The sequence below is a fragment of the Actinobacillus suis ATCC 33415 genome (assembly GCF_000739435.1).
GTDB classification, from domain to species: domain Bacteria; phylum Pseudomonadota; class Gammaproteobacteria; order Enterobacterales; family Pasteurellaceae; genus Actinobacillus; species Actinobacillus suis.
In genome coordinates this window covers 552,090-572,123 of record NZ_CP009159.1, presented here as the reverse complement: position 1 = coordinate 572,123, position 20,034 = coordinate 552,090, and the positions used below count along the sequence as shown (strand labels likewise).

Sequence of the window (20,034 nt, the reverse complement as noted above, 5' to 3'; positions counted from 1 at the left end):
GTCGCTTTGAGGGCGTTTTTATGGACTCCAAGAATTCGAGTTATCAAAGCTAGGTGCAACAAGTTCGATAACTGTCGGGATATTGTCTAACGTACCATTTACCGCTACTTCTAACGTTGGCTTATCAAGCCCCAATAACTTCGCTTTTGCCATTGTGGCGGAAATCATTGCATTAGCATTGCCGTTCTCTTTTGCTATGTTTCTCGCTTCGTCTAGATCAATTAGCAAGTCATCGACGGTCAGCTTGTGCCGTGCTTGATGTTCTGCCTTTAGCTCGTCAATCCTTGCCGTAATCTTGCCGTTACTCATCAGCTCATTAGCTTTTCGGTGGACGGTTTCCGGCTTCATTTCATCAGTATTGTAGGCTTGGCGGTATGCTTCGCTTGCGTTACCTAATTCAACATATTTCAGCGCAAAGGCTTCTTGTTTGGGTGTTAGGTTGTTGTCATTATTTTTCCTTATTTGCCGCTAGTTTGCGCCAGTAATGCAACGCACTTGCTTGTAAATGATTTTTACGTACTGTGTACTCCAAGCCTAACTTAATCATGGTAGCGTTTTCCGTAACCAGTAAATGGATTAAATCAAGTTGTTCCGGTGTGAGAAATTGGCGGATTTCAACATCTGCCGGATAACCATTCTGTGATAACCATTTCTTTTTACTCATGCCCAACGCTACACAATAAACGAGAGTATTTTCGCGGCTGTAAGCGTGCGGATCTTCTTTTTCAGAGGTCTGCTGTTTGAAATCAATCGCTTCATTAAGTAAGTGTTACGTATCTCTTAAGCGGTCTTTGCTATCAAGTTGCTTTTTCATTCGGTTAAATTCTGCAATGTAGGATTCTTTGAATTGCATTGCTTTTTTACCGGTAAATCCCATAACTAAAAGCGTAAAGCCGTCTTGGGTCATTAAGAACATCTTCCGGCTTTCTCCCTTTTGGTCGGTGTACTTAACGGGCTTAAAATTCAGCCGGTTAAATGCTTCTGAACAGTCTAAATTTTCAAGACGTTGCAAAATGTTTTTATGCTGTTTTCCGAAATATTCCGCTACTTTGAGAGTATTTGTCATTGCAACGGTTTCTTTACGAAACACTTTAGGAAATACCGCTTCAATCGGTAATTGCTCATTTAATCCTTTCATCTCATTTTCCCCTTTCTAATCGTTTCCAATTGCTTAATTCTTTTCGCATATAGCCAGATTGAAGTCTGCCGGCTCTCGGTGTGTTTTTCTTGCTGTTCCGCTTCTAAAATCTGAATGCGCGTATTAAGGCAAGTGATAAGCTCCTCAAGCGGGTAGGGTTCTTCATCGTTGTACAGGCTCTTAAACGTGAATACGTTCTTATTGCCGGCAGCGTAGTAATCAAATGCGTGCTGAATTAATACCGTATTCATCTTGGCTATTTCACACTTCATACTGAATCACTCCTTTTACACTCCTTTCACCGGTTTACGCACTTTGTGCTGTAATTGCGCCTGTGTTGGCGTTGCTAATTGATTAAGTACAGATTCCGCCACCGTTGGCGGATAGGGAATCGCTGCGTTACGACTTACTGCTTTTCCATTTAGGAAAGTGATTAATCTCTCCGCTTGTGTTTTATCCGCTAAGAAATAGCGAAAATATGTGCCTCCGTTTTGGTTATGTTCTTGAATACGAATAAATTCAGTCTGTGTAATCGCTTCTAGTTCGTTGATCTCGTTTCGACCGCTGGTAATGCCTAATTCCCTCATTCCGTCCAGTTCAGAAAAGCCGTTACGGCTTGCTAATAAATAGCTTCCTAGCTTTTCTTTACGTGTAGTATTAGCGTTCATAAGCTCCCCCTACGAATTGATATAGGCTTGAATATCCGCTAAACGCCAACGAGTAGATCGCCCGCATTTTTTCGGCTGTGGGAATGCGCCATCTTTCACGAGTTTGTAGATAGTAGTAACTGATAAACCAGTTACTGTGCGCACATCTTGAACATTGAGTAATTGCTTTGGCGGAGTTGCCATAGTTTGAGGTTGGTTAGTTTCGATTGATGGGATATGTTCCATTCTTACGCTCCTTTGCGATTTATTAGTTAATCATTCGGGGCGTATTGTGGTAGAGCGTGTCAGAAAGGTCATCGCAGCCGAAAAAGATTTTCTCGTTGCGAAAATAACTAATTGAAAATAAAGAGATTTTGGCAATAAAAAACGCCCTCATAATTTGGGCGTTTGCGGTTATTTGGCTTTTAGCCGTTTATTTGCATTAGAAAAGTATTCTTCGATTGTTCTCTGTTCTAATCCTGTTATTGATTTTCCTTGTCGTAGTGTAAAAATTTCATCAATAATCGCAGACTGTGTCCATTGCTTATGCTTGGATTTTACTGCATTGATAACTTCGCCTAGTAAGTAAAGGGTATTATCTAAGTTTATATTACTTTCAGGGGGGAGCTTAAGTTGATTATAAGCCGTTTGTAATTGTCGATACAACTCACGTCCTCTTTCTAATCGCTCCTCTGCGTCCTGTTGTGCTGTTTTAGCTAATTGGGTTTGATGAGATAATGATTGCATTGCTAACTCATAATCACGGATTTTGCTTTGTTCGCTTGCCAGTGTTATTTGTAGTTCATTGATCTTTGCTTGTAATTTTAAATTGTCTTCAACATTTACAGATGGTTTTAATTCCTCATCATAGAAAATTGTTTTAGGGCGATCATTTGGGAAATTTTCAGAAATAAAAGCTTTTAAGTCTTTAATCCAAAAATGCCTGCGATCATAAGCAACGTGATCAATTAAAGGATTGCCTTTATTATCTCTTTTTATGTTACCTAAATAGTCTGTAATAATTTCTCCACCCTCTCCGTGTTCTCTAACTACTCTTAATTTACCCTCGTTAATTGCCCTATTTATAACTCTTGTTTTCTTTTCTAAACAAGGAATATAAGGGTGTTTATAAATACTTTGTGATATATTTGTCAGAAGTTTAACTTCATCAGCTAAATCTTCAAAGCTCACCCCGCACCATAATAAGCAAGCTTCAGGAAGTGGGATAAGTTCATAATCAACAATTGAACAATCAGGTAATTTATTATAATAATCCTGTGATTTTGCCATAAACGCCCCTACACGTTGCCCTATTAAGAGAGTGAGCAACAGGAAGCTAATAGGGGTAGTTTCTTTTCGGCTCGGGTAATTAGTCCGCTCCTAGTTGCTCAAATTGGAAAGCCATTTAAGGCTATGTAATATTGCGTATTATATCGTTTTCTTTCGTGCTAATAAAGGAAAACCTGTTTTTATAAACAGTTACCTAAGCACGTTTAAGACGTTCTAGTAAATCATTCGGGGAAATATACCCGATAGCATTTCCTATCTTGAATTGTCCCAGTAGATTTAAGTCTAGTAGTGCCTTTAAATCGCTTCTTGCTGTGTTCTCAGATATACCGTATTCATTGCTGATTTCTTTTGCCGTGAAGATATAGCCTGTTTCTTTAACCGCTTTTTGCAAAATTTGGATTTGTCTATGACTGATTTTTGTCTTGGCGGTAAAGTCCGCTATCACGCTCACAAAGTTACTAAAATCACGCTGTTTATTAATGATATAGTTTTCTAAATCAGCAATAGCCCGCTTAATAATATTAGCTTGATAGTAAAGAAAATACGTCATATCTAACTCGTCTGTTTCCGTATCTATATAGCTCATGGCGTATTGTTTCGGGGCTTCTTTCAGTAATCTACTTACAGAAATAAACTCAAATAGCCAATATCCGCTTTTGAGCATATACCAATAAAACAAGGCTCTAGCGGTTCTTCCGTTTCCATCTCCGAAAGGGTGGATATAGCCAATCAAGAAATGAAGAATGATCGCCTTGATTACAGGGTGAATAAAATTCCCACTCTCTCCCGTATGTTCATCATTGGCAAAATCACAAAAAGCTGTCATTAAATGATTTAGCTCGGTATGCGTTGGCGGTTGATGGATTTTATCTCCGTATTCATCAGCGATATAAATTTCATCATCTTGCCTAAACTCTCCCGCTACGGCTTTATTTTCAATGGCGTTGTGCGTTGCAATACGATGAAGCTCAAGAATCAATTCAATGCTAAGCGGTTCATCTTTACGAGCTATGGCTTCTTGCATCAGATAATAGTTATTTACTATCATCATTTCGTCTTTTGTTCTTGGCTTTCTTGCCGTTTCTAACATTTCCTTAGCTACTTTTCGAGTTGTTACCGCCCCTTCTAGCTGTGCTGAGGTTATCGCTTCTTCCATCACTAAAGATTTCAACAAAAAACGCCCCTGTTCTTGCTTACTTAAGCCCTCGAGGCTACTCACGCCAACACTTCCGCCAGTTGATTTATCAATGAAATGTAGTGTCGCCTGTAAGCTATCAGGTACACAAAAAGCAAAAGAAATATCGCCTATCTTAAGTGTTTTCTGTAATGTTTTGCGGTTCATCTTTACCGCCAGCCATTTTTGCAAACTATCATTAGGATTTACCCGCTTGAACTTATCCCACGCAAGATACCGCCCTTTCTCATCCGTCGCTTTAAATTCAGCTAAGTAATTGAAAAAGTCATTATGGTTTACTGGTGCTTGGAGTAACTCGTCATAAGCTGGTGGTTTTGGCATTTTCATTTTAATACCTCAATTTTTTAAAATTGCGTTGTTTTACGCATTATTCCGTATTCATTTGAGTTTGTAAAATATAATTCGCCTTAAAAGTATCCTATTTGCCGTACTAAATTTTCAATAAATAGTCCAAAAAGGGGGTATTTTAGTCCAAAAATGGTGATTTTAGTCCAATGATAGTCCAATAATTTTACATCTAACTTATTGATATATAATGATTTCATACCTTAAAAAGGGTGTTTTGGACTATTGGACTATTAAAAATATGCTTCCTAATAGAGAGGAGGGAATAAATTTATACAGTATAGGTAAAAATCGTTAATTCCCCCATGTTCTGAAAATGCTCTACTAAATCCCAATAGAACACTTCTCAACATAATCCGCCCATTGTTGCATTACTTCTACTCGTTGATCGAGATAATCAGAACGGTTGTAAGCCTTTCTGGTTTGGTCTTTGATAACGTGAGCAAGGCAAGCCTCTACCACGTCATAATTGACTAATTGTTCATTCAAGTAAGTAGAAGCTATCGACCTTAAACCGTGAGCAGTTAAACGCCCTTCATAGCCTAGTAGTTTGATTGCTCGATTTGCTGTTTGGCTATTCATTGGTTGCTTGGGCTTTATCTCACTTTGAAATATGAAAGGGCTGTTACCTGTAATCTTTTTCATCTTTTCAAGTATGCGCAATGATTGGTTACTTAAGGGAATTACGTGCGGGCGCTTCATCTTCATTTTTTCAGCGGGTAACGTCCAGGTTTTAGCTTCCCAATCAATTTCGCGCCATAACGCTTCGCAGGCTTCTTTTGGGCGGGTAATTGTGAGCAACTGCCACTTAATCAATAACTTCGTTTGTAAGGACAAATTGCTATCCCTCAGGGCTTCTAAAAACGCAGGTAATTCTTTTGGCGGAATGGTTGGGTTATTCACGGCTTTAGGCGTACTGAAATGATCGCTTACTTTCAGGCATTTATTAAACTCAATCAAATCTGCATTTACTGAGAAATTTAACACTTCATTCAATAATCGAATAGCACGCTTGAGAGTATCGCCTAAACCTCTTTCTTTAGCTGGCTCTAGCGCACTGACTACAATTCTTGGGCTAATCTCTGTTATCGCTAAATGACCTAACATTGGCAAAATATGCTTGTCTAAGATTGCCCTGTTTTTCCGTAGAGTTTCTGCTTGAATCTCCCCGTGCTTTACATCATCGAGGCGTTTGCTATGCCATAGCTCAACTATTTTCAACAAGGTATTTTCTAGCTTGGCTTGCTCTTCTCTTTCCATCTGTTGGCGGTGTTCCAGTGGATCAGTATTTACCGCTAATAGAGATAAACATTCATCTCGCTGTTTTCTCGCCTGTTGTAGTGATATATCAGGATAGCGGCCAAAACTTATTAAGGCTCTTTTCTTAGTAAGCGGTTTATAGTAGTTAAAGCGCCATAACTTAGCGCCGTTAGATTTGATAAGTAGATAAAGTCCGCCACCATCAGAAAGTGTATACTCCTTCTCTTTAGCTTTGGCTCGCTCTATTTCGGTATTAGTAAGTGGTTTAGTTAATCTCGCCATTTTAGCCCTTTTAGTTATACGATTTTTTTAGTTATATGCTCCGTATAACTAAATGTATAACTAAAATTCACGGCTGTAAACGAATGAATGCGAAAGAATACGTAAGAAAAAATAATGAAAAAGTACGATAAAGCTAGTAATATCAAGGCTTGAGTGTAAGAGTACGAAAGAAAACGAAAGAGTGGAAAAGTGAAGTTGGTCCCCCCTACCGGACTTGAACCAGTGACCAAGCGATTATGAGTCGCCTGCTCTAACCGACTGAGCTAAGGGGGGATTAAGAAATGAGGTTGGATTATAGGGAAATTTTGGGTGTTCGTCTAGCGTTAGGCGAACACCCGCATAAAAAACATACTCGCTATAAATTGTGCTTTATTCAGAACGCCAAATCAGGCTTGCCATACGTCCAGTCTGCTTATCTCTTCGATAAGAGAAAAAGCGTTCTTGTTCAGTAAAAGTACAATGCTCTCCACCGGAAATTTCGGTAATACCAAGTTTATTCAATCGCTGTCGAGCAATTTGGTAAAGATTTCCTAAAAATTTACCGCTTGTTGTCGGGTCCGCAATAAATGCCAGCTCGGCTTGCGGATCAAAAGCACAGAACTGCTCAATCACTTCTTTACCGACTTGGAATTTAGTTGGACCAATCGCTGGTCCTAGCCATGCACAAATCTCCGCCGGCGAACAAGCGAATTTAGCAACCGTATTTTCTAATACGCCATCGCATAAACCTCGCCATCCGGCATGAGCCGCCGCCACTTCTTTTCCATCTTTACTATAGAAAAGAACCGGCAAACAATCTGCCGTCATCACTAAGCAAACCTGATTCGGTTGATCGGTATAAACCGCATCTGCTTCCAAATTATCGCCGTCATACGGTAGGCGAATCACACGAGTGCTGTGTGTTTGCGTTAAAAAGAGTGGAAAATGCGGTAAACCGAACTGCTCTACCAATAACTGGCGATTTTGTTGTACATCCTTAGGATTATCGCCGACATGATCACCTAAATTAAAGCTATCAAAAGGTACTTGGCTGACGCCGCCTATTCTGACGGTAGTAAAGGCACGAATATGCTCAGGCGCATGCCAATTTGGCGTAATGTTTTTCATTGCAAAATTTTCTCTAAAAATGACCGCTTATTTGCGTACTGCAATCGCTTCAATCTCTAAACCGACATCTTTTGGTAAACGAGCGACTTCAACACATGAGCGAGCCGGAAATGACGGATGATTATTTTCACGGAAAAATGCTTCATACTCTGCATTCACTGTTGCAAAATCATTTAAGTCTTTCACAAAAACCGTTGTTTTTACGATATCCGCTACGCTTAAACCTGCTTGCTCGATAATCGCTTTAACATTTTCTAATGATTGGCGAGCTTGTTGAGTGATATCAGTTGGGATTTCGCCTGTTTGCGGATTAACCGGAATTTGCCCTGAGGTTAAAACAAGATTGCCTAAATCAACCGCTTGTACGTATGGGCCAATTGCCGCAGGTGCTTTTTCTGTATGAATAACTTTAGTCATATGAATTCCTTCTTTTAGTAATGAAAAATAGTACGTTTAATGATAATATCTCCCACCTTTTATTTCTACCCCTAATCTCAAGAGAAATAGTATGAGCATTAATGTTACTGAAATCGTCCTTCATCAGATTCACCAAACCGAAGGTGAAACACCGGAGTTAAATACGGTACTTCGCGACAATCTACTTGCCATTAGTCCTGAAGTGGAGCAAATGATGTTGCAGCTTCACCAAGCTTACCAAAGTAAAGCAAAGGCTTACGGCATATTTAAAAATGAATCTATTTTTGCTCAGCAACTTAATCGCTTATTAGAACAGGAAACTGATTTTTTACCGTTCAGTCACAGTTGTGCCAAAATGCTCTCTAGCGAATTAGCGAAATATCCTTTTGCATCAGGCGGAACCTTTATCCTTTGCCGTTATAACTTTTTAGCCACTGATTATTTATTTATCGCATTGATTGATAGCCGTACCTCAATGTTAGTCGACGATCAATTAGACATAAAACGCACCGAATATTTGGATATTACTCAGTATGATATCGCTTGCCGTATCAATCTGACTGAATTAAAAATCAATGCACAATCAAATCGTTATCTCACCTTTATTAAAGGGCGAGTCGGACGAAAAATTGCGGACTTCTTTATGGATTTTCTGAGTGCGGAAGAAGGTTTTAACCCTCAATTACAAAATCAAACGCTTTTACAAGCGGTGAGTGACTACTGTGATCAAGGTGAATTATCTGCCCCGCAAACTCGAGAAGTGAAAAAGCAAGTATTTGAATACTGTAAAGGGCAAATTAACAGCGGCGAAGAAATCGCCTTAAGTGAATTATCTGAAGCGCTACCGACACTTAACGAAGTTAATTTTGCACAATTTACTCAAGAGCAAGAATACGGGCTTGAAGAAAATATTCCACCAGTTCGTAATGCATTAAAAACCTTAACCAAATATTCAGGCTCAGGTAAGGGCGTAACAATTAGTTTTAATGCGGAATTACTCGGCGAACGTTTAATTTGGGATGAACTAAACGATACATTAACAATCAAAGGGTTACCAGCAAATTTGCGTGACCAGTTGGAACGCAATAAATAATGGAAAATTTTTATGAGTTTGGGTATTATCTATCCAATCATTTTGAACAATTCAAAGGTCAATAAATATTATGAAAATGAAATCTCTTTTAGCTATCGCACTGCTTGCTGTAGGTGTTACCTCTTGTTCTACCGTAAAAAAAGTGGTGTATCGTATTGATGTTCCACAAGGTAACTATTTAGAACAAGACAAAATTGATCAAGTACAAGTCGGTATGAATAAAACCCAAGTGCAATATTTACTTGGCACACCTATGTTACAAGACGTATTTGCACAAAACCGTTGGGATTATGTTTTCATTAAACGTGAGGGGTATAACGATCCTATTCAGCATACTCTCTTTGTTTACTTCGATAACCAAGGTTTAGTTCGTGATATTAAATTAGATAAACCGATTGAAGCGACTAAAGCGGAATAATTCATTAGCCCACAGATGTGGGCTTTTTTTTATGTCGAAAATCATTCATTAATATTTCTAATCCTTAACCCAACCATTAGTTTTTGTACAACATAACCAAATTTGCAATCAAATCATCAATTTCAACTTAACTTTTGAGCATTTACCCCTATTAAAAATCATAAAAAATCAACAGCAGAGCATTTTTTAATCAGTTGACTAAATTTTTGTAATTTATTTGATAAATTTTTTTAATTACATCTTTTCAAATTAAAAATTGCTTGCTAGACTCCGAGACATAGCAAAACACAACCTATTTCTTACTAAAATTCAAACATAACAGGAGTACTTTATGAGCGACTTAAACGCATTGTTCCAAAAAATCAAACAACGTGATCCTAACCAAGCACCATTCCACCAAGCAGTGGAAGAAGTTTTCGGTTCATTAGCACCATTCCTTGCAAAAAATCCACAATATACTCAACAAGGTATTTTAGAACGTATTGTTGAGCCTGAGCGTGTTATTACTTTCCGTGTAACTTGGGTTGATGATAAAGGTCAAGTGCAAGTAAACCGTGGTTACCGTGTTCAAATGAACTCTGCGATTGGTCCTTATAAAGGTGGTATTCGTTTCCATCCGACAGTTGACTTAGGTGTTTTAAAATTCCTCGCATTTGAACAAGTCTTCAAAAATGCATTAACTACATTACCGATGGGTGGTGGTAAAGGTGGCTCGGACTTTGACCCGAAAGGCAAATCAGACGCTGAAGTCATGCGTTTCTGCCAAGCATTTATGACGGAATTATCTCGCCATATTGGTGCAGATACAGACGTTCCAGCAGGCGACATCGGCGTTGGCGGGCGTGAAATTGGTTACATGTATGGTCAATACAAAAAATTACGTAATGAATTTACCTCAGTATTAACCGGTAAAAGCTTAACTTGGGGCGGTAGCTTAATTCGTCCAGAAGCAACCGGTTACGGTGCGGTTTACTTTGCAGACGCAATGTTAGCAACTAAAGGTCAAGGTTTTGAAGGCAAACGTGTTGTTATTTCAGGCTCGGGTAACGTAGCACAATACGCTGCAGAAAAAGCAATCCAAAAAGGTGCGAAAGTCTTAACCGTATCTGACTCAAACGGTTATGTGTTATTCCCGGATTCAGGTATGACTGAAAAACAATTAGCAGATTTATTAGTGTTAAAAAATGAACGCCGCGAACGTTTATCAGTATACGCTCAAGAACAAGGCATCCAATACTTTGAAGGTCAAAAACCATGGGGTGTGAAATGTGATATTGCGCTTCCGTGTGCAACACAAAATGAATTAGACGGTGAAGCAGCAAAAGAATTAGTGAAAAACGGTTGTTTCTGCGTCGCTGAAGGCGCAAATATGCCAACAACACTTGAAGGTGTTGAAGTGTTTATCGCTGCGAAAATTCTTTACGCTCCGGGTAAAGCGGCAAATGCCGGTGGTGTAGCGACTTCAGGTTTAGAAATGAGCCAAAACGCAATCCGTTTATCTTGGACTCGTGAAGAAGTTGATCAACGTCTATTCAATATCATGACAGCTATTCACGAAAACTGTGTAGAAAACGGCACAGAAGCAGACGGTTTCGTGAACTATGTAAACGGTGCAAATATTGCAGGCTTCAAAAAAGTGGCAACGGCAATGTTAGAACAAGGTATCGTATAACGATTTCCACTAAAATAAGCCCTCTTCGGAGGGTTTATTTTTTGCGCGAAATAAAAGATCTATGCTATGCTGCGCCAAACAGACATAGGAATAAATACAATGCGAAAAACTTTATTTACCTTGATTTGTGCAGCTTTATGCCACACCAGTTTTGCAAATTCTGCTGAAAATCCGACCGCTTATACGGAACACGCCAAATACAAAATCTCCGCTACCGATATGAAAATCTTGGTTCGTCAGTTAAATAATATTGAACAATGCCTTTTCCCCGATCTTGCAAAACCGAATTACCAACAAATCTATGACAATTGGTCTGTTGCCGAAAGCATGACGATGCTCTATTTCCAGCAAAATTTATTAAAAGAGTTAATTGGCGAACACAATGCTCAATTGATCGAAAAAGACGAATCCTCACGTCTTTACTTTGAGCAAATGCATGAAAAATATAACCACCAAAAAGCTAATGTTGATAAATCTCGCTGCGAAGAGTTCAAACCAATCTACGCTCAAATCAAACAGCAAATTGAATACTCAATACCACAGGTGTATAAATAAGCTTTCTTAGTTATTTCACATAGCTACAATTCGACTCTGGTACACGACTTCGTCAGGAGTCGTAGCTCCCTTTTTCATTTCGCAGTGCTATAATTTTATATGCTTACATCACTTCATTCACTGCGTTGTAGCTCCCTTTTTCATTTCGCAGTGCTATAATTTGCTTTACGAAGGTATAAGCTCCGTCCTAGTTGTAGCTCCCTTTTTCATTTCGCAGTGCTATAATGACAGCATATCTGTTAAACCCGGTCAGAATGTTGTAGCTCCCTTTTTCATTTCGCAGTGCTATAATCGCATACATTAGGCATTACCCTCAACCACTGTTGTAGCTCCCTTTTTCATTTCGCAGTGCTATAATAAATGGGGCGAGCCAAAGCGAGAGCGAAAGGTTGTAGCTCCCTTTTTCATTTCGCAGTGCTATAATAATCAGGGCACTTCTTGCTCAAACGGTGTAGTTGTAGCTCCCTTTTTCATTTCGCAGTGCTATAATGGGATAGATATTACATGGCTCATAAATTCCGTTGTAGCTCCCTTTTTCATTTCGCAGTGCTATAATTCAATATTGCTGCCATTTTTCGCATTTTTTGTTGTAGCTCCCTTTTTCATTTCGCAGTGCTATAATGAAGGCTTTAACTATGATGCGGTAAACGAAGTTGTAGCTCCCTTTTTCATTTCGCAGTGCTATAATAAGTGTTGGCCACTCAAATATCCAACAGCGGTTGTAGCTCCCTTTTTCATTTCGCAGTGCTATAATTCCAAAAATGAATAAATTCTCTCACGTTTTGTTGTAGCTCCCTTTTTCATTTCGCAGTGCTATAATTTACCGATGATTGGCAATTTATCGGTTATAGTTGTAGCTCCCTTTTTCATTTCGCAGTGCTATAATGAGGATGCGGATCGCGATATTAATGCTGTCGTTGTAGCTCCCTTTTTCATTTCGCAGTGCTATAATGATCCAATAGCAGATAAGGCAAACATAGTGGTTGTAGCTCCCTTTTTCATTTCGCAGTGCTATAATTGAATCAATATTGATAACAACATTCTTAGGGTTGTAGCTCCCTTTTTCATTTCGCAGTGCTATAATCGGGACTCTAAAAAGCCTTGAGCAGTAAGGGTTCAAGGCTTTTTTATTATTAAAAAAATTGCCTTAAAACAGTAAAAGTTGGTTCGAATTCACCTTTTTTTCTTGCAATTTTTTCTCTCCAACTAGAATTTCCATATTGGCGAATTGTTTTTCAGTAATAGAAATGCAACGAATTGAACCCTCTTCAGGTAAATGTTCTACTAGTCTTTTATGATGTTTTTCCATTGAATCTCGCCCTCGAATAATTCGAGTATAAATAGAAAGTTGTAACATTTGGTAGCCATCTTTCAGCAAAAATTGCCGAAATTGATTTGCGGCTCGCATTTTGGCTTTGGTTGTTACAGGTAAATCAAATAATACAATCATACGCATAAACACATTCTCACTCATATTGATGCTCCGCAAGCGGTAGAATTTCAGGAAGTTTTAACAAATCTGCATTTCGTTGAGTTAATGCAGATTGAAATGAACTCACGCTTCGCTCAATACCGGTTAAGGTATTCACTTTTTCTTGTTTAAATAAAAGCTGATAATTTAATACCTTAATTAAGCGCTGCTTTAAAATAGGCGATAAATTGAACGCCAACTTATCATCATTCGCAAGTTGCACCACTAATAAATCTACTAACGGACGAAATGGCTCAATAAAATCATCTGCAAGATTAAATGCATTCAGTTCACTGCGATGAAATAAACCGATTTGGGGTAACCAACCATATAACACAAGCGCACGGGCAACCGCAGAACGCATTACGGTATAACCATAATTCAAGGCACTATTGACCATATTCTCATCTTCGGTACGTTTGAACCCTTTACCAAATAGAGTTTGAAAATAAATTACCGCACTTTGTGCTTCCAAGTTCTCTTTATCACCCGACTTTACTTGCTCTGCCATTTTAGACAAGCGGTCGGATTCTGCTTGAAATTTGCAAATCTTCAACACTGTCGCTTGATTTCGGATTTTCTGTTGCACAATTTTCTGCCAAAGCTGCTTCTTTTGTGGCAAGCTAGCTTCTAGCTGTAATTTCAAGGTTTTGAGCTGTCGATGATATTGATTAAATGGCAACCATTGCCCACAAGGTAAAAACTGTTCATCACAAGTTAAAAACGTAATGCCGTATAAACCAAAAGCAGATAATAAGGGAATCGTAATAACCGTTTCCCGACTATCCACCACTACAATCGCAATATCTTCCAAAGGTACAGTAAATTCATTACCCTCTTGCTGAATCAACATTTGATTTTTCTGCAAGGAAAGTTTTCCGCCCTTGCTAATTAAAATACTACGCCAAGTCATAATTTCTTCCTTAAATACAAAAAATCCCCACACTCGAAGAGTGTAGGGATTCAGTTAGCGTACGTGTTGTCGTTTAGTTGGACGACAAGGACGGATATTTTTACCGAGTTCATCGACTTGGTATTTTTCAAATGACAAAGCTAATTTAACGCCAATACGATAAATACCTTGTTTTCCTTTGGATTTTTCTAAATCGTGTTCTTTTATGACAATAGCCCCTGTTGCTCGATCTAAACCACCGTAATAACCAAAGAATTCTTCTTTTTTCAATTTTACTTTGACAAGATCATTTGGGTACATAGTAAAGATAAATTGATAACTTTCATCCATTTCAAGCCAATCAATTTCATCAACATTAGCAGTTACCGCCTTATTTGGCAAAATCCCTTTCGCCACTTGCCAAGTGTAAATTGGCACAAGGAAGTATTTGCCACCTTTGGTAAAGACATCAACTCGCACCATAGAAGCATTATCCGCAACACCATTGCCATCACGCACTAATACGCCTGATTTTTGCGTTTGTTCCACTCGCACAGCTTTAACCACCGCACCGCCTTTTTTATGGAACGGTTCGGCAAAAGCTTTTGCTGGATCATTACCAAATTGTTCTAAACGGGCTTTTAAAGATTCGTACAATGTAACTTCACGCTCACGATTAACCATTCGCTCTAAATCGCTCAATTTAAGTTGTGTTAAAGGCACTTTTAATACACTTAAACCTTCATCTAAACGTTTGGCTGATTTTACTGTTTCCATATGCCCTTGCCCTGTCATTTTTCGGGTTGGCATTCTCGACACAAATAACGGCTGAACAAATTCGTGATTATATTGTGGATAATCAGGTAAGCGATTTTCCAGTTCTAATTTCGGATTTTCACTAAAAATGCGAATTTCCACATTTTCTCTAAAAAATGCCCAGGGGCTTGGGAAATGCAAAGGAATAATCTCACCAGTTTCACGATCAATTCGTTCTCCACTGAAAACATTACCCTCTTCATATCTCACAAATCTTGTAATTTTCTGTTGCATCACTACCGTTGAGCAGGCAACCACAACCGCATCTAAAGCGTGGTGGCGATCATTATCATCACGTACTTTTTGTAAACCCCAACGCCCACGTAATAAAGCCGTAATTTGCCCATTTGAAGCAAACACTTTTCGCTTGCCTTTGCCTGTCAGTAACATATTGTCAGCAATAAAATTACATAAGAAACGGGCAACATAGCGAGTATCATTTAAATTACGTTCGATAAAGCCTTTTTCATCTAGTTTATGACTTAAAATACGTTGTTTCTTAGTATGTGAGAAACCACTAGTTTGTACTCGTGCGACAAAATTTTGCCAATGTTCACTATTATTTTTGCCATCTAACCATTCATAAGGTGTTAAATTGCCTTTATTTTGGTTTTCATTGGCAAGCACCAACACTTTATTATTAAAGCTATCATCCCAAGTGCGAGAAAACGGCAAAGCATGATCAACTTCTACATAGCCTTTTTCCAATAAGCGGTGTAATTCCAATGATTTGCCTGAATATAAACATTTTGCTTGTTGCAACTCATACAAACGCATTTTTAGAATATCTTTACCTTTTGGCTCTCCCACGAAATTTGGAAAATATTCTTTGAATTTTTTCACCGCACTTTCACGTTGTTTACGATTATCTTCCTGTTGTTTCTCCAGTTTCTTACGATCTTGATAAGATTTGCCCACTTCTCGTCCTGTTTCAATATGAATACGAGCAGGTGAACCATACAATCGCACCACCGCATTGATCACTTTGCGAGCTTGAGTCAGTGTGCGTAATACTACTGGATTGCGGATTTCATCGGCTGGAATAGTTGGTAACAAGCGGTTAATTTCTGCTGATTTTTTACCATAATGATCACCATAAATCGCTGAAACCGCTTCATCATAACGTTGCCCTTGCAACATCAACGGTAAAATTTGTTGTAATGCTTTAAGTGAAAGTTGAATAAATTTGTCAAAATTCAGATTTTCTAACAACGCATTCAATATGCTTTCCGATAATTTTCCATCTAAATAACGGCAAATATCTTCATCAGTTTTATGCAATGAAAACGCTGTGCCAATGTCATCAAGCAATTCGGAATTATTTTTAAGTTCATTCCATTCTGCTTTTAAATCTGCATTCTCTAATGCTTTACGGATTTGATGATAGGCTTTCATCTCCATTAAAATAGTTTTCGTTTCGACAGCTTTTTTATCTTCGCCTTGATAACGCACGCCCTTAAAAATTGCTTCATCAGGTAAAGCTAACATTGTACGTGCTTGGGCGTAAGTAAACTTGGCTTTTTCATAAGGCTGATCGAGCAGAGCAAAACGTTCGTTATCAGTCAATGCACGCTCAGCCCCTTGTTCCAAAATACGCAAATTATTCAACTTGGTCAGCCATACAAAACGCTCAGCCGAATAACTATTTTTCGCCGCTTTATATTCGGTGGGTTCAAAGGTACATTTGCCGAGCATTTTCAAAATGGCTTCGCCCGCCAACGCAGGCTTTTGCCACATCAATAAAGCGGTCAAATTTTCCAATAATTTTGCAGAAGTGTGCGGATTGCCCAAGTCCGTTTGGCGTTGGAACAATAATTCCATTTCCGCCAATAAATCTAAACGGCTAAATGTATGCGTATAAGCACCACGCTGATTACGAATATGCCCATCTTCTACGTGAAATTTCTTCACAGCAATTTCCGCAGGCGTGCGGTATTCAGCAGATTGCAAAATTTGATGGTTTGTTTCTACACCTGAAAGCAACGCACCTAATTCTTTATTCTCACTTTTGCTTTCATTTTTACGTTGTGACAAATAACCACGATGTTTCAATAAATGCAATAAAACCGCTGCCCATTCCTGGCGTTCGAGCTTTTGATCCAAACCTTTAACCCGTAATTGCCAAACATCATTGGGCAAGTGTTCATCTGCCGAAAGTAAAATATTTTCTGCTTTTAATAAACGCTTCGCTTTTTTAATTCGATCCGCTCGACGTTTTACTAAACGACGAGCAGAACGAGCTAAACGGCGAGCTAATGCCAAACTTTCGCCTGTTTTCGGCACTTCAGCTCTATCAAATGTTCGTACTCCTACATCAATTAAACCTAGTGGATTTTCTTGCTCATCAATCTCTACCACTGCCCAACCGACAGAAGCAATCCCTAAATCAAGACCTAAAATATAGTTTAATGGCGTCAATTTCATACAATTTCACCTCTTATAATTTGTAATAATCCTTTTTTACAAGGCGTTTAATTTTTATCATAAATTGTAATAAATGTATATTGACAACAATCAATGTCAACGATACTATTTAATCATTGTAATGGCACTGCGAAATGAAAAACGTTGTTACAATAAGAGATGAATTTCTCGCAACGCTCTGCCCCTTGAAATTTCGGTTTCAAGGGGCATCGTTTTATATAGCCATTAATACAAAAAGCCCTTGAATCATCTCAGACTCAAGGGCTTGTTTTTATGCTTTAATTTAGTTTTCGTTATGAATTTCTAAATTGGTTGCTTGTTTTGCAGCTTTGGCTTTTGCTTTGTCATTACGAGCGTGTGCAATTGCGTCAAGGTAAGCTTTATCTACATCGCCGGTAATGTATTCGCCGGTAAATACTGATGCGTCAAAATGTTGAATTGTTGGGTTTTCTGCCTGAACCGCTTTGTATAATGCTTCGAGATCTTGGAAAATCAGTTTATCTACACCAATCATTTCCGCCACTTCTTCTACTGAGCGATCATAAGCCACTAATTCTTCACAAGTCGGCATATCAATACCATATACGTTCGGGTAACGAATTTCCGGCGCAGCTGATGCGAAGTAAACTTTCTTCGCACCGGCAGCACGAGCCATTTCAACGATCTGTTCCGATGTTGTACCGCGTACAATAGAGTCATCAACTAATAACACATTTTTGCCTTTAAACTCGCTTGAAATCGCATTTAATTTACGGCGTACCGAACTTTTACGTTGCGCTTGCCCTGGCATAATGAAGGTACGCGCAACATAACGGTTTTTTACAAAGCCTTGGCGATAAGGTTTATATAAGACGTTTGCGATACGTACTGCAATGTCATTTGAGGTTTCAGGGATTGGGATAACCACATCAATCTCATCGATCATGCGTCCCCATTCACGTTTAATTTTCTCACCTAATAATTCACCCATATGCACACGTGCGCTATACACAGATACGCCGTCAATCACTGAATCCGGGCGAGCAAAATAAACGTATTCAAAAATACATGGGTTTAATTTCGGATTATCCGCACAAATTGCCGAATGTAATTCACCGTCAAAGGTAATATAAACCGCTTCACCCGGATTTACATCACGTACGAATTCAAAACCGACAATATCTAAAGCAACGCTTTCGGAAGCAAACATATACTCTGTTTTGCCTTCTACAACACGCTTACCTAATACTAACGGACGAATACCGAACGGATCACGGAATGCCACCATACCATGGCCGATAATCATAGCGATACACGCATAAGCACCACGAATCACTTCGTTGGTTTTACGTACCGTTTCAAAGATATTTTCAGGAGTTAAATGCGCTGTCGGGTATTGATCTAAATAGTGCGCAAAAATATTCAATAATGATTCTGAATCCGAATTGGTATTAACGTGACGGCGAGCTTCTTTGAATAAGCGTTCTTTTAATTCAGCATTATTGGTTAGGTTACCATTGTGAACTAAAGTTAAACCGAAAGGTGAGTTTACATAGAAAGGTTGTGCTTCTGAAACACTTGATGAACCGGCAGTCGGGTAACGAACATGGCCGATACCCGCATTACCTTGTAATCTGAGCATATGCTCTTGACGAAATACGTCACTTACTAAGCCGTTAGCTTTACGTAAGCGGAAGCGGTTTTCATCATCAATTGTGACGATACCTGCGGCATCTTGCCCGCGATGTTGAAGTAATGTTAAACCATCATAAATCGCCTGATTAACCGGCGATCCCCCAATAATGCCGACAATGCCGCACATATAAAAAACCTCTCTATTTAGTCGAATTTAAAAAGCTGGAATTAGCTTGTAGTTGTTCAAAGAACCATTTCACAATAAAGTCAAAGTGCGGAATGAGTTGAGACTCTTTCCATAATTCCGTTTGGCTTGCTGATGAGAAGGTATCTAAGAAGAATAAGATTGCCGCAACAATCAAAATACCGCGTAATGCGCCAAACGCACCGCCTAACACACGATCTGTCGCTGATAGACCTGTTGTATCCACTAATTTGCTTAGCAGAGCGCTAATAATGCCACATACAATCAGTGTGATAATAAAAAGAACAGCAGCTGCGATGCCATTACGTAAGTATTCTGAGTTTTGAAGATATACCGAATTTACTTGCGTGAGGTAGCCGCTAAGGTAAGGATAAAAATTGCTTGCCACAAAAAACGCTACGACCCAACCGGCAAGTGAAAGCACTTCACTTACAAAACCTCGCCAAAGGCTTACTAAGATAGAAAATGCAATTAATCCGATAATAATAATGTCAACCATAAAAACCTCTAAAGGTTAAGAACCTATATTCTACAAAAAAAGAAAACGTTTGCGTAGAGCAAACTTCGTAAAAAACGCATAATATATGCCGAAAAATTTTACAAGCGGTTCAAATTTGCAAAAATTTTGCAAAATTTGACCGCTTGCCTCTTTTGGCTAATCCGCATTGTACCCTACATCTTCCAATGTAGGATTATTTGCACCTGCTTTAGCCAACTCATCGCAAATTTCATTTTCACGATGACCTGAGTGTCCTTTTACCCAAGCCCACTCAATTTTGTGACGCTGAATCTCTTGATCTAGCGCTATCCACAAATCTTTATTTTTAACCGGCTTACCGTTGGCGGTTTTCCAGTTATTTTTCTTCCAGTTGAAAATCCATTTAGTGATGCCGTCTTTCATATATTGGCTATCTGAATTCAACTGCACTTGGCAAGGCTCTTTTAACATTGCCAACGCTTCAATCACCGCACGCAATTCCATCCGGTTATTGGTAGTCTGAAAGTAGCCTTTGCTAACTTGCTTCTCGTGCCCGTTATAACGCAACACAATGCCAATACCGCCTTTGCCGGGATTGCCCAAGCACGAGCCGTCTGTAAATATTTCAACTAATTTCATTTGCAAAAAATTCTTAATTTTTGACCGCTTAATTTAAAAACTGATGAAAAAATTAAAGCCCCAAAGCGTAAACTAT

At 38.8% G+C, this 20,034-nt stretch carries 19 protein-coding genes, 1 tRNA gene, 2 pseudogenes and 1 CRISPR repeat array; of the genes and pseudogenes, 4 read left to right on the top strand and 18 right to left on the bottom strand.

From position 1 onward, the window contains the following. Positions 1-18: 18 nt before the first annotated feature. From ASU1_RS12025 to ASU1_RS02585, 12 genes and pseudogenes are all read right to left on the bottom strand, one after another. Positions 19-168 carry a hypothetical protein gene (locus ASU1_RS12025; RefSeq protein ID WP_235189033.1) on the bottom strand — a complete coding sequence of 50 codons (150 nt, stop codon included), beginning with the start codon at positions 166-168 and terminating at the stop codon, positions 19-21. Between the two features lie 57 nt (positions 169-225). Continuing rightward, a pseudogene (locus ASU1_RS12115) lies at positions 226-462 on the bottom strand (terminase small subunit); the annotation flags it as partial. After that, positions 449-1,138: pseudogene (locus ASU1_RS02630) on the bottom strand (Rha family transcriptional regulator). The pseudogenes ASU1_RS02630 and ASU1_RS12115, both read right to left, overlap by 14 nt. Further along, complete coding sequence (locus tag ASU1_RS02625) at positions 1,135-1,410, bottom strand: hypothetical protein (protein WP_014991319.1); 276 nt, start codon at positions 1,408-1,410, stop codon at positions 1,135-1,137. Before ASU1_RS02625 ends, ASU1_RS02630 begins: the two are co-directional and overlap by 4 nt. 15 nt (positions 1,411-1,425) lie before the next feature. Further along, a complete protein-coding gene (locus ASU1_RS02620; RefSeq protein ID WP_014991318.1) occupies positions 1,426-1,806 on the bottom strand; it encodes a hypothetical protein in 381 nt (126 codons plus the stop codon). A gap of 9 nt (positions 1,807-1,815) precedes the next feature. Next, the gene (locus ASU1_RS02615) at positions 1,816-2,031 is read right to left on the bottom strand and encodes a helix-turn-helix transcriptional regulator (RefSeq protein WP_014991317.1); all 216 of its coding nucleotides are present in this window, start codon (positions 2,029-2,031) and stop codon (positions 1,816-1,818) included. A gap of 168 nt (positions 2,032-2,199) precedes the next feature. After that, a complete protein-coding gene (locus ASU1_RS02610; RefSeq protein ID WP_014991316.1) occupies positions 2,200-3,075 on the bottom strand; it encodes a hypothetical protein in 876 nt (291 codons plus the stop codon). Between the two features lie 193 nt (positions 3,076-3,268). Then, positions 3,269-4,597, bottom strand: coding sequence for a Fic family protein (locus ASU1_RS02605; protein ID WP_014991315.1), 1,329 nt, complete (start codon positions 4,595-4,597; stop codon positions 3,269-3,271). Positions 4,598-4,939: 342 nt separating this feature from the next. Continuing rightward, on the bottom strand, positions 4,940-6,157 hold the full coding sequence (locus ASU1_RS02600) for a tyrosine-type recombinase/integrase (RefSeq protein WP_014991314.1): 1,218 nt from the start codon (positions 6,155-6,157) through the stop codon (positions 4,940-4,942). 196 nt (positions 6,158-6,353) lie between these two features. Beyond that, positions 6,354-6,430 (bottom strand) — tRNA-Ile (locus tag ASU1_RS02595). A gap of 96 nt (positions 6,431-6,526) precedes the next feature. Beyond that, positions 6,527-7,264, bottom strand: a complete 738-nt coding sequence (gene pgeF / locus ASU1_RS02590) for a peptidoglycan editing factor PgeF (RefSeq protein ID WP_014991285.1) — start codon at positions 7,262-7,264, stop codon at positions 6,527-6,529. A 27-nt stretch (positions 7,265-7,291) separates the two neighbouring features. Then, complete coding sequence (locus ASU1_RS02585) at positions 7,292-7,681, bottom strand: RidA family protein (protein WP_014991284.1); 390 nt, start codon at positions 7,679-7,681, stop codon at positions 7,292-7,294. A gap of 91 nt (positions 7,682-7,772) precedes the next feature. Between ASU1_RS02585 and yejK the strand changes: the two genes are divergently transcribed. The 4 genes from yejK to ASU1_RS02565 all read left to right on the top strand — a co-directional run bounded on the left by yejK (position 7,773) and on the right by ASU1_RS02565 (position 11,419). Then, complete coding sequence (yejK, locus tag ASU1_RS02580; protein ID WP_014991283.1) at positions 7,773-8,774, top strand: nucleoid-associated protein YejK; 1,002 nt, start codon at positions 7,773-7,775, stop codon at positions 8,772-8,774. Positions 8,775-8,844: 70 nt separating this feature from the next. Continuing rightward, on the top strand, positions 8,845-9,192 hold the full coding sequence (bamE, locus tag ASU1_RS02575) for an outer membrane protein assembly factor BamE (protein WP_014991282.1): 348 nt from the start codon (positions 8,845-8,847) through the stop codon (positions 9,190-9,192). A 331-nt stretch (positions 9,193-9,523) separates the two neighbouring features. Further along, on the top strand, positions 9,524-10,864 hold the full coding sequence (gene gdhA, locus ASU1_RS02570) for an NADP-specific glutamate dehydrogenase (RefSeq protein ID WP_014991281.1): 1,341 nt from the start codon (positions 9,524-9,526) through the stop codon (positions 10,862-10,864). A gap of 99 nt (positions 10,865-10,963) precedes the next feature. Beyond that, positions 10,964-11,419 carry a DUF5358 family protein gene (locus tag ASU1_RS02565; RefSeq protein ID WP_014991280.1) on the top strand — a complete coding sequence of 152 codons (456 nt, stop codon included), beginning with the start codon at positions 10,964-10,966 and terminating at the stop codon, positions 11,417-11,419. Between the two features lie 58 nt (positions 11,420-11,477). Then, positions 11,478-12,503: a CRISPR direct-repeat array (repeat unit 36 nt; unit sequence GTTGTAGCTCCCTTTTTCATTTCGCAGTGCTATAAT). A gap of 63 nt (positions 12,504-12,566) precedes the next feature. On the opposite strand, the gene cas2 is transcribed toward ASU1_RS02565, so the two are convergent. From cas2 to rnhA, 6 genes are all read right to left on the bottom strand, one after another. After that, positions 12,567-12,893 carry a CRISPR-associated endonuclease Cas2 gene (cas2, locus tag ASU1_RS02560; protein WP_014991279.1) on the bottom strand — a complete coding sequence of 109 codons (327 nt, stop codon included), beginning with the start codon at positions 12,891-12,893 and terminating at the stop codon, positions 12,567-12,569. Beyond that, positions 12,886-13,803, bottom strand: coding sequence for a type II CRISPR-associated endonuclease Cas1 (cas1, locus tag ASU1_RS02555; RefSeq protein ID WP_014991278.1), 918 nt, complete (start codon positions 13,801-13,803; stop codon positions 12,886-12,888). Before cas1 ends, cas2 begins: the two co-directional genes overlap by 8 nt. A 54-nt stretch (positions 13,804-13,857) precedes the next feature. Further along, positions 13,858-17,022 carry a type II CRISPR RNA-guided endonuclease Cas9 gene (cas9, locus tag ASU1_RS02550; protein WP_014991277.1) on the bottom strand — a complete coding sequence of 1,055 codons (3,165 nt, stop codon included), beginning with the start codon at positions 17,020-17,022 and terminating at the stop codon, positions 13,858-13,860. Positions 17,023-17,305: 283 nt separating this feature from the next. Continuing rightward, the gene (gene purF, locus ASU1_RS02545; RefSeq protein WP_014991276.1) at positions 17,306-18,823 is read right to left on the bottom strand and encodes an amidophosphoribosyltransferase; all 1,518 of its coding nucleotides are present in this window, start codon (positions 18,821-18,823) and stop codon (positions 17,306-17,308) included. Between the two features lie 13 nt (positions 18,824-18,836). Next, complete coding sequence (locus ASU1_RS02540) at positions 18,837-19,340, bottom strand: CvpA family protein (RefSeq protein WP_005623488.1); 504 nt, start codon at positions 19,338-19,340, stop codon at positions 18,837-18,839. 156 nt (positions 19,341-19,496) lie between these two features. Beyond that, complete coding sequence (rnhA, locus tag ASU1_RS02535) at positions 19,497-19,958, bottom strand: ribonuclease HI (RefSeq protein ID WP_014991275.1); 462 nt, start codon at positions 19,956-19,958, stop codon at positions 19,497-19,499. Positions 19,959-20,034 lie beyond the last annotated feature (76 nt).

Bases quoted from the DNA above. Each gene is read 5' to 3' on its own strand.
- ASU1_RS12025 (WP_235189033.1), bottom strand. From the start codon at position 168: ATGATTTCCGCCACAATGGCAAAAGCGAAGTTATTGGGGCTTGATAAG.
- ASU1_RS02600 (WP_014991314.1), bottom strand. From the start codon at position 6,157: ATGGCGAGATTAACTAAACCACTTACTAATACCGAAATAGAGCGAGCC.
- bamE (WP_014991282.1), top strand. From the start codon at position 8,845: ATGAAAATGAAATCTCTTTTAGCTATCGCACTGCTTGCTGTAGGTGTT.
- cas9 (WP_014991277.1), bottom strand. From the start codon at position 17,022: ATGAAATTGACGCCATTAAACTATATTTTAGGTCTTGATTTAGGGATT.
- cas1 (WP_014991278.1), bottom strand. From the start codon at position 13,803: ATGACTTGGCGTAGTATTTTAATTAGCAAGGGCGGAAAACTTTCCTTG.
- purF (WP_014991276.1), bottom strand. From the start codon at position 18,823: ATGTGCGGCATTGTCGGCATTATTGGGGGATCGCCGGTTAATCAGGCG.
- gdhA (WP_014991281.1), top strand. From the start codon at position 9,524: ATGAGCGACTTAAACGCATTGTTCCAAAAAATCAAACAACGTGATCCT.
- rnhA (WP_014991275.1), bottom strand. From the start codon at position 19,958: ATGAAATTAGTTGAAATATTTACAGACGGCTCGTGCTTGGGCAATCCC.
- ASU1_RS02540 (WP_005623488.1), bottom strand. From the start codon at position 19,340: ATGGTTGACATTATTATTATCGGATTAATTGCATTTTCTATCTTAGTA.
- ASU1_RS02585 (WP_014991284.1), bottom strand. From the start codon at position 7,681: ATGACTAAAGTTATTCATACAGAAAAAGCACCTGCGGCAATTGGCCCA.
- ASU1_RS02620 (WP_014991318.1), bottom strand. From the start codon at position 1,806: ATGAACGCTAATACTACACGTAAAGAAAAGCTAGGAAGCTATTTATTA.
- ASU1_RS02615 (WP_014991317.1), bottom strand. From the start codon at position 2,031: ATGGAACATATCCCATCAATCGAAACTAACCAACCTCAAACTATGGCA.
- ASU1_RS02605 (WP_014991315.1), bottom strand. From the start codon at position 4,597: ATGAAAATGCCAAAACCACCAGCTTATGACGAGTTACTCCAAGCACCA.
- cas2 (WP_014991279.1), bottom strand. From the start codon at position 12,893: ATGAGTGAGAATGTGTTTATGCGTATGATTGTATTATTTGATTTACCT.
- ASU1_RS02565 (WP_014991280.1), top strand. From the start codon at position 10,964: ATGCGAAAAACTTTATTTACCTTGATTTGTGCAGCTTTATGCCACACC.
- ASU1_RS02625 (WP_014991319.1), bottom strand. From the start codon at position 1,410: ATGAAGTGTGAAATAGCCAAGATGAATACGGTATTAATTCAGCACGCA.
- ASU1_RS02610 (WP_014991316.1), bottom strand. From the start codon at position 3,075: ATGGCAAAATCACAGGATTATTATAATAAATTACCTGATTGTTCAATT.
- pgeF (WP_014991285.1), bottom strand. From the start codon at position 7,264: ATGAAAAACATTACGCCAAATTGGCATGCGCCTGAGCATATTCGTGCC.
- yejK (WP_014991283.1), top strand. From the start codon at position 7,773: ATGAGCATTAATGTTACTGAAATCGTCCTTCATCAGATTCACCAAACC.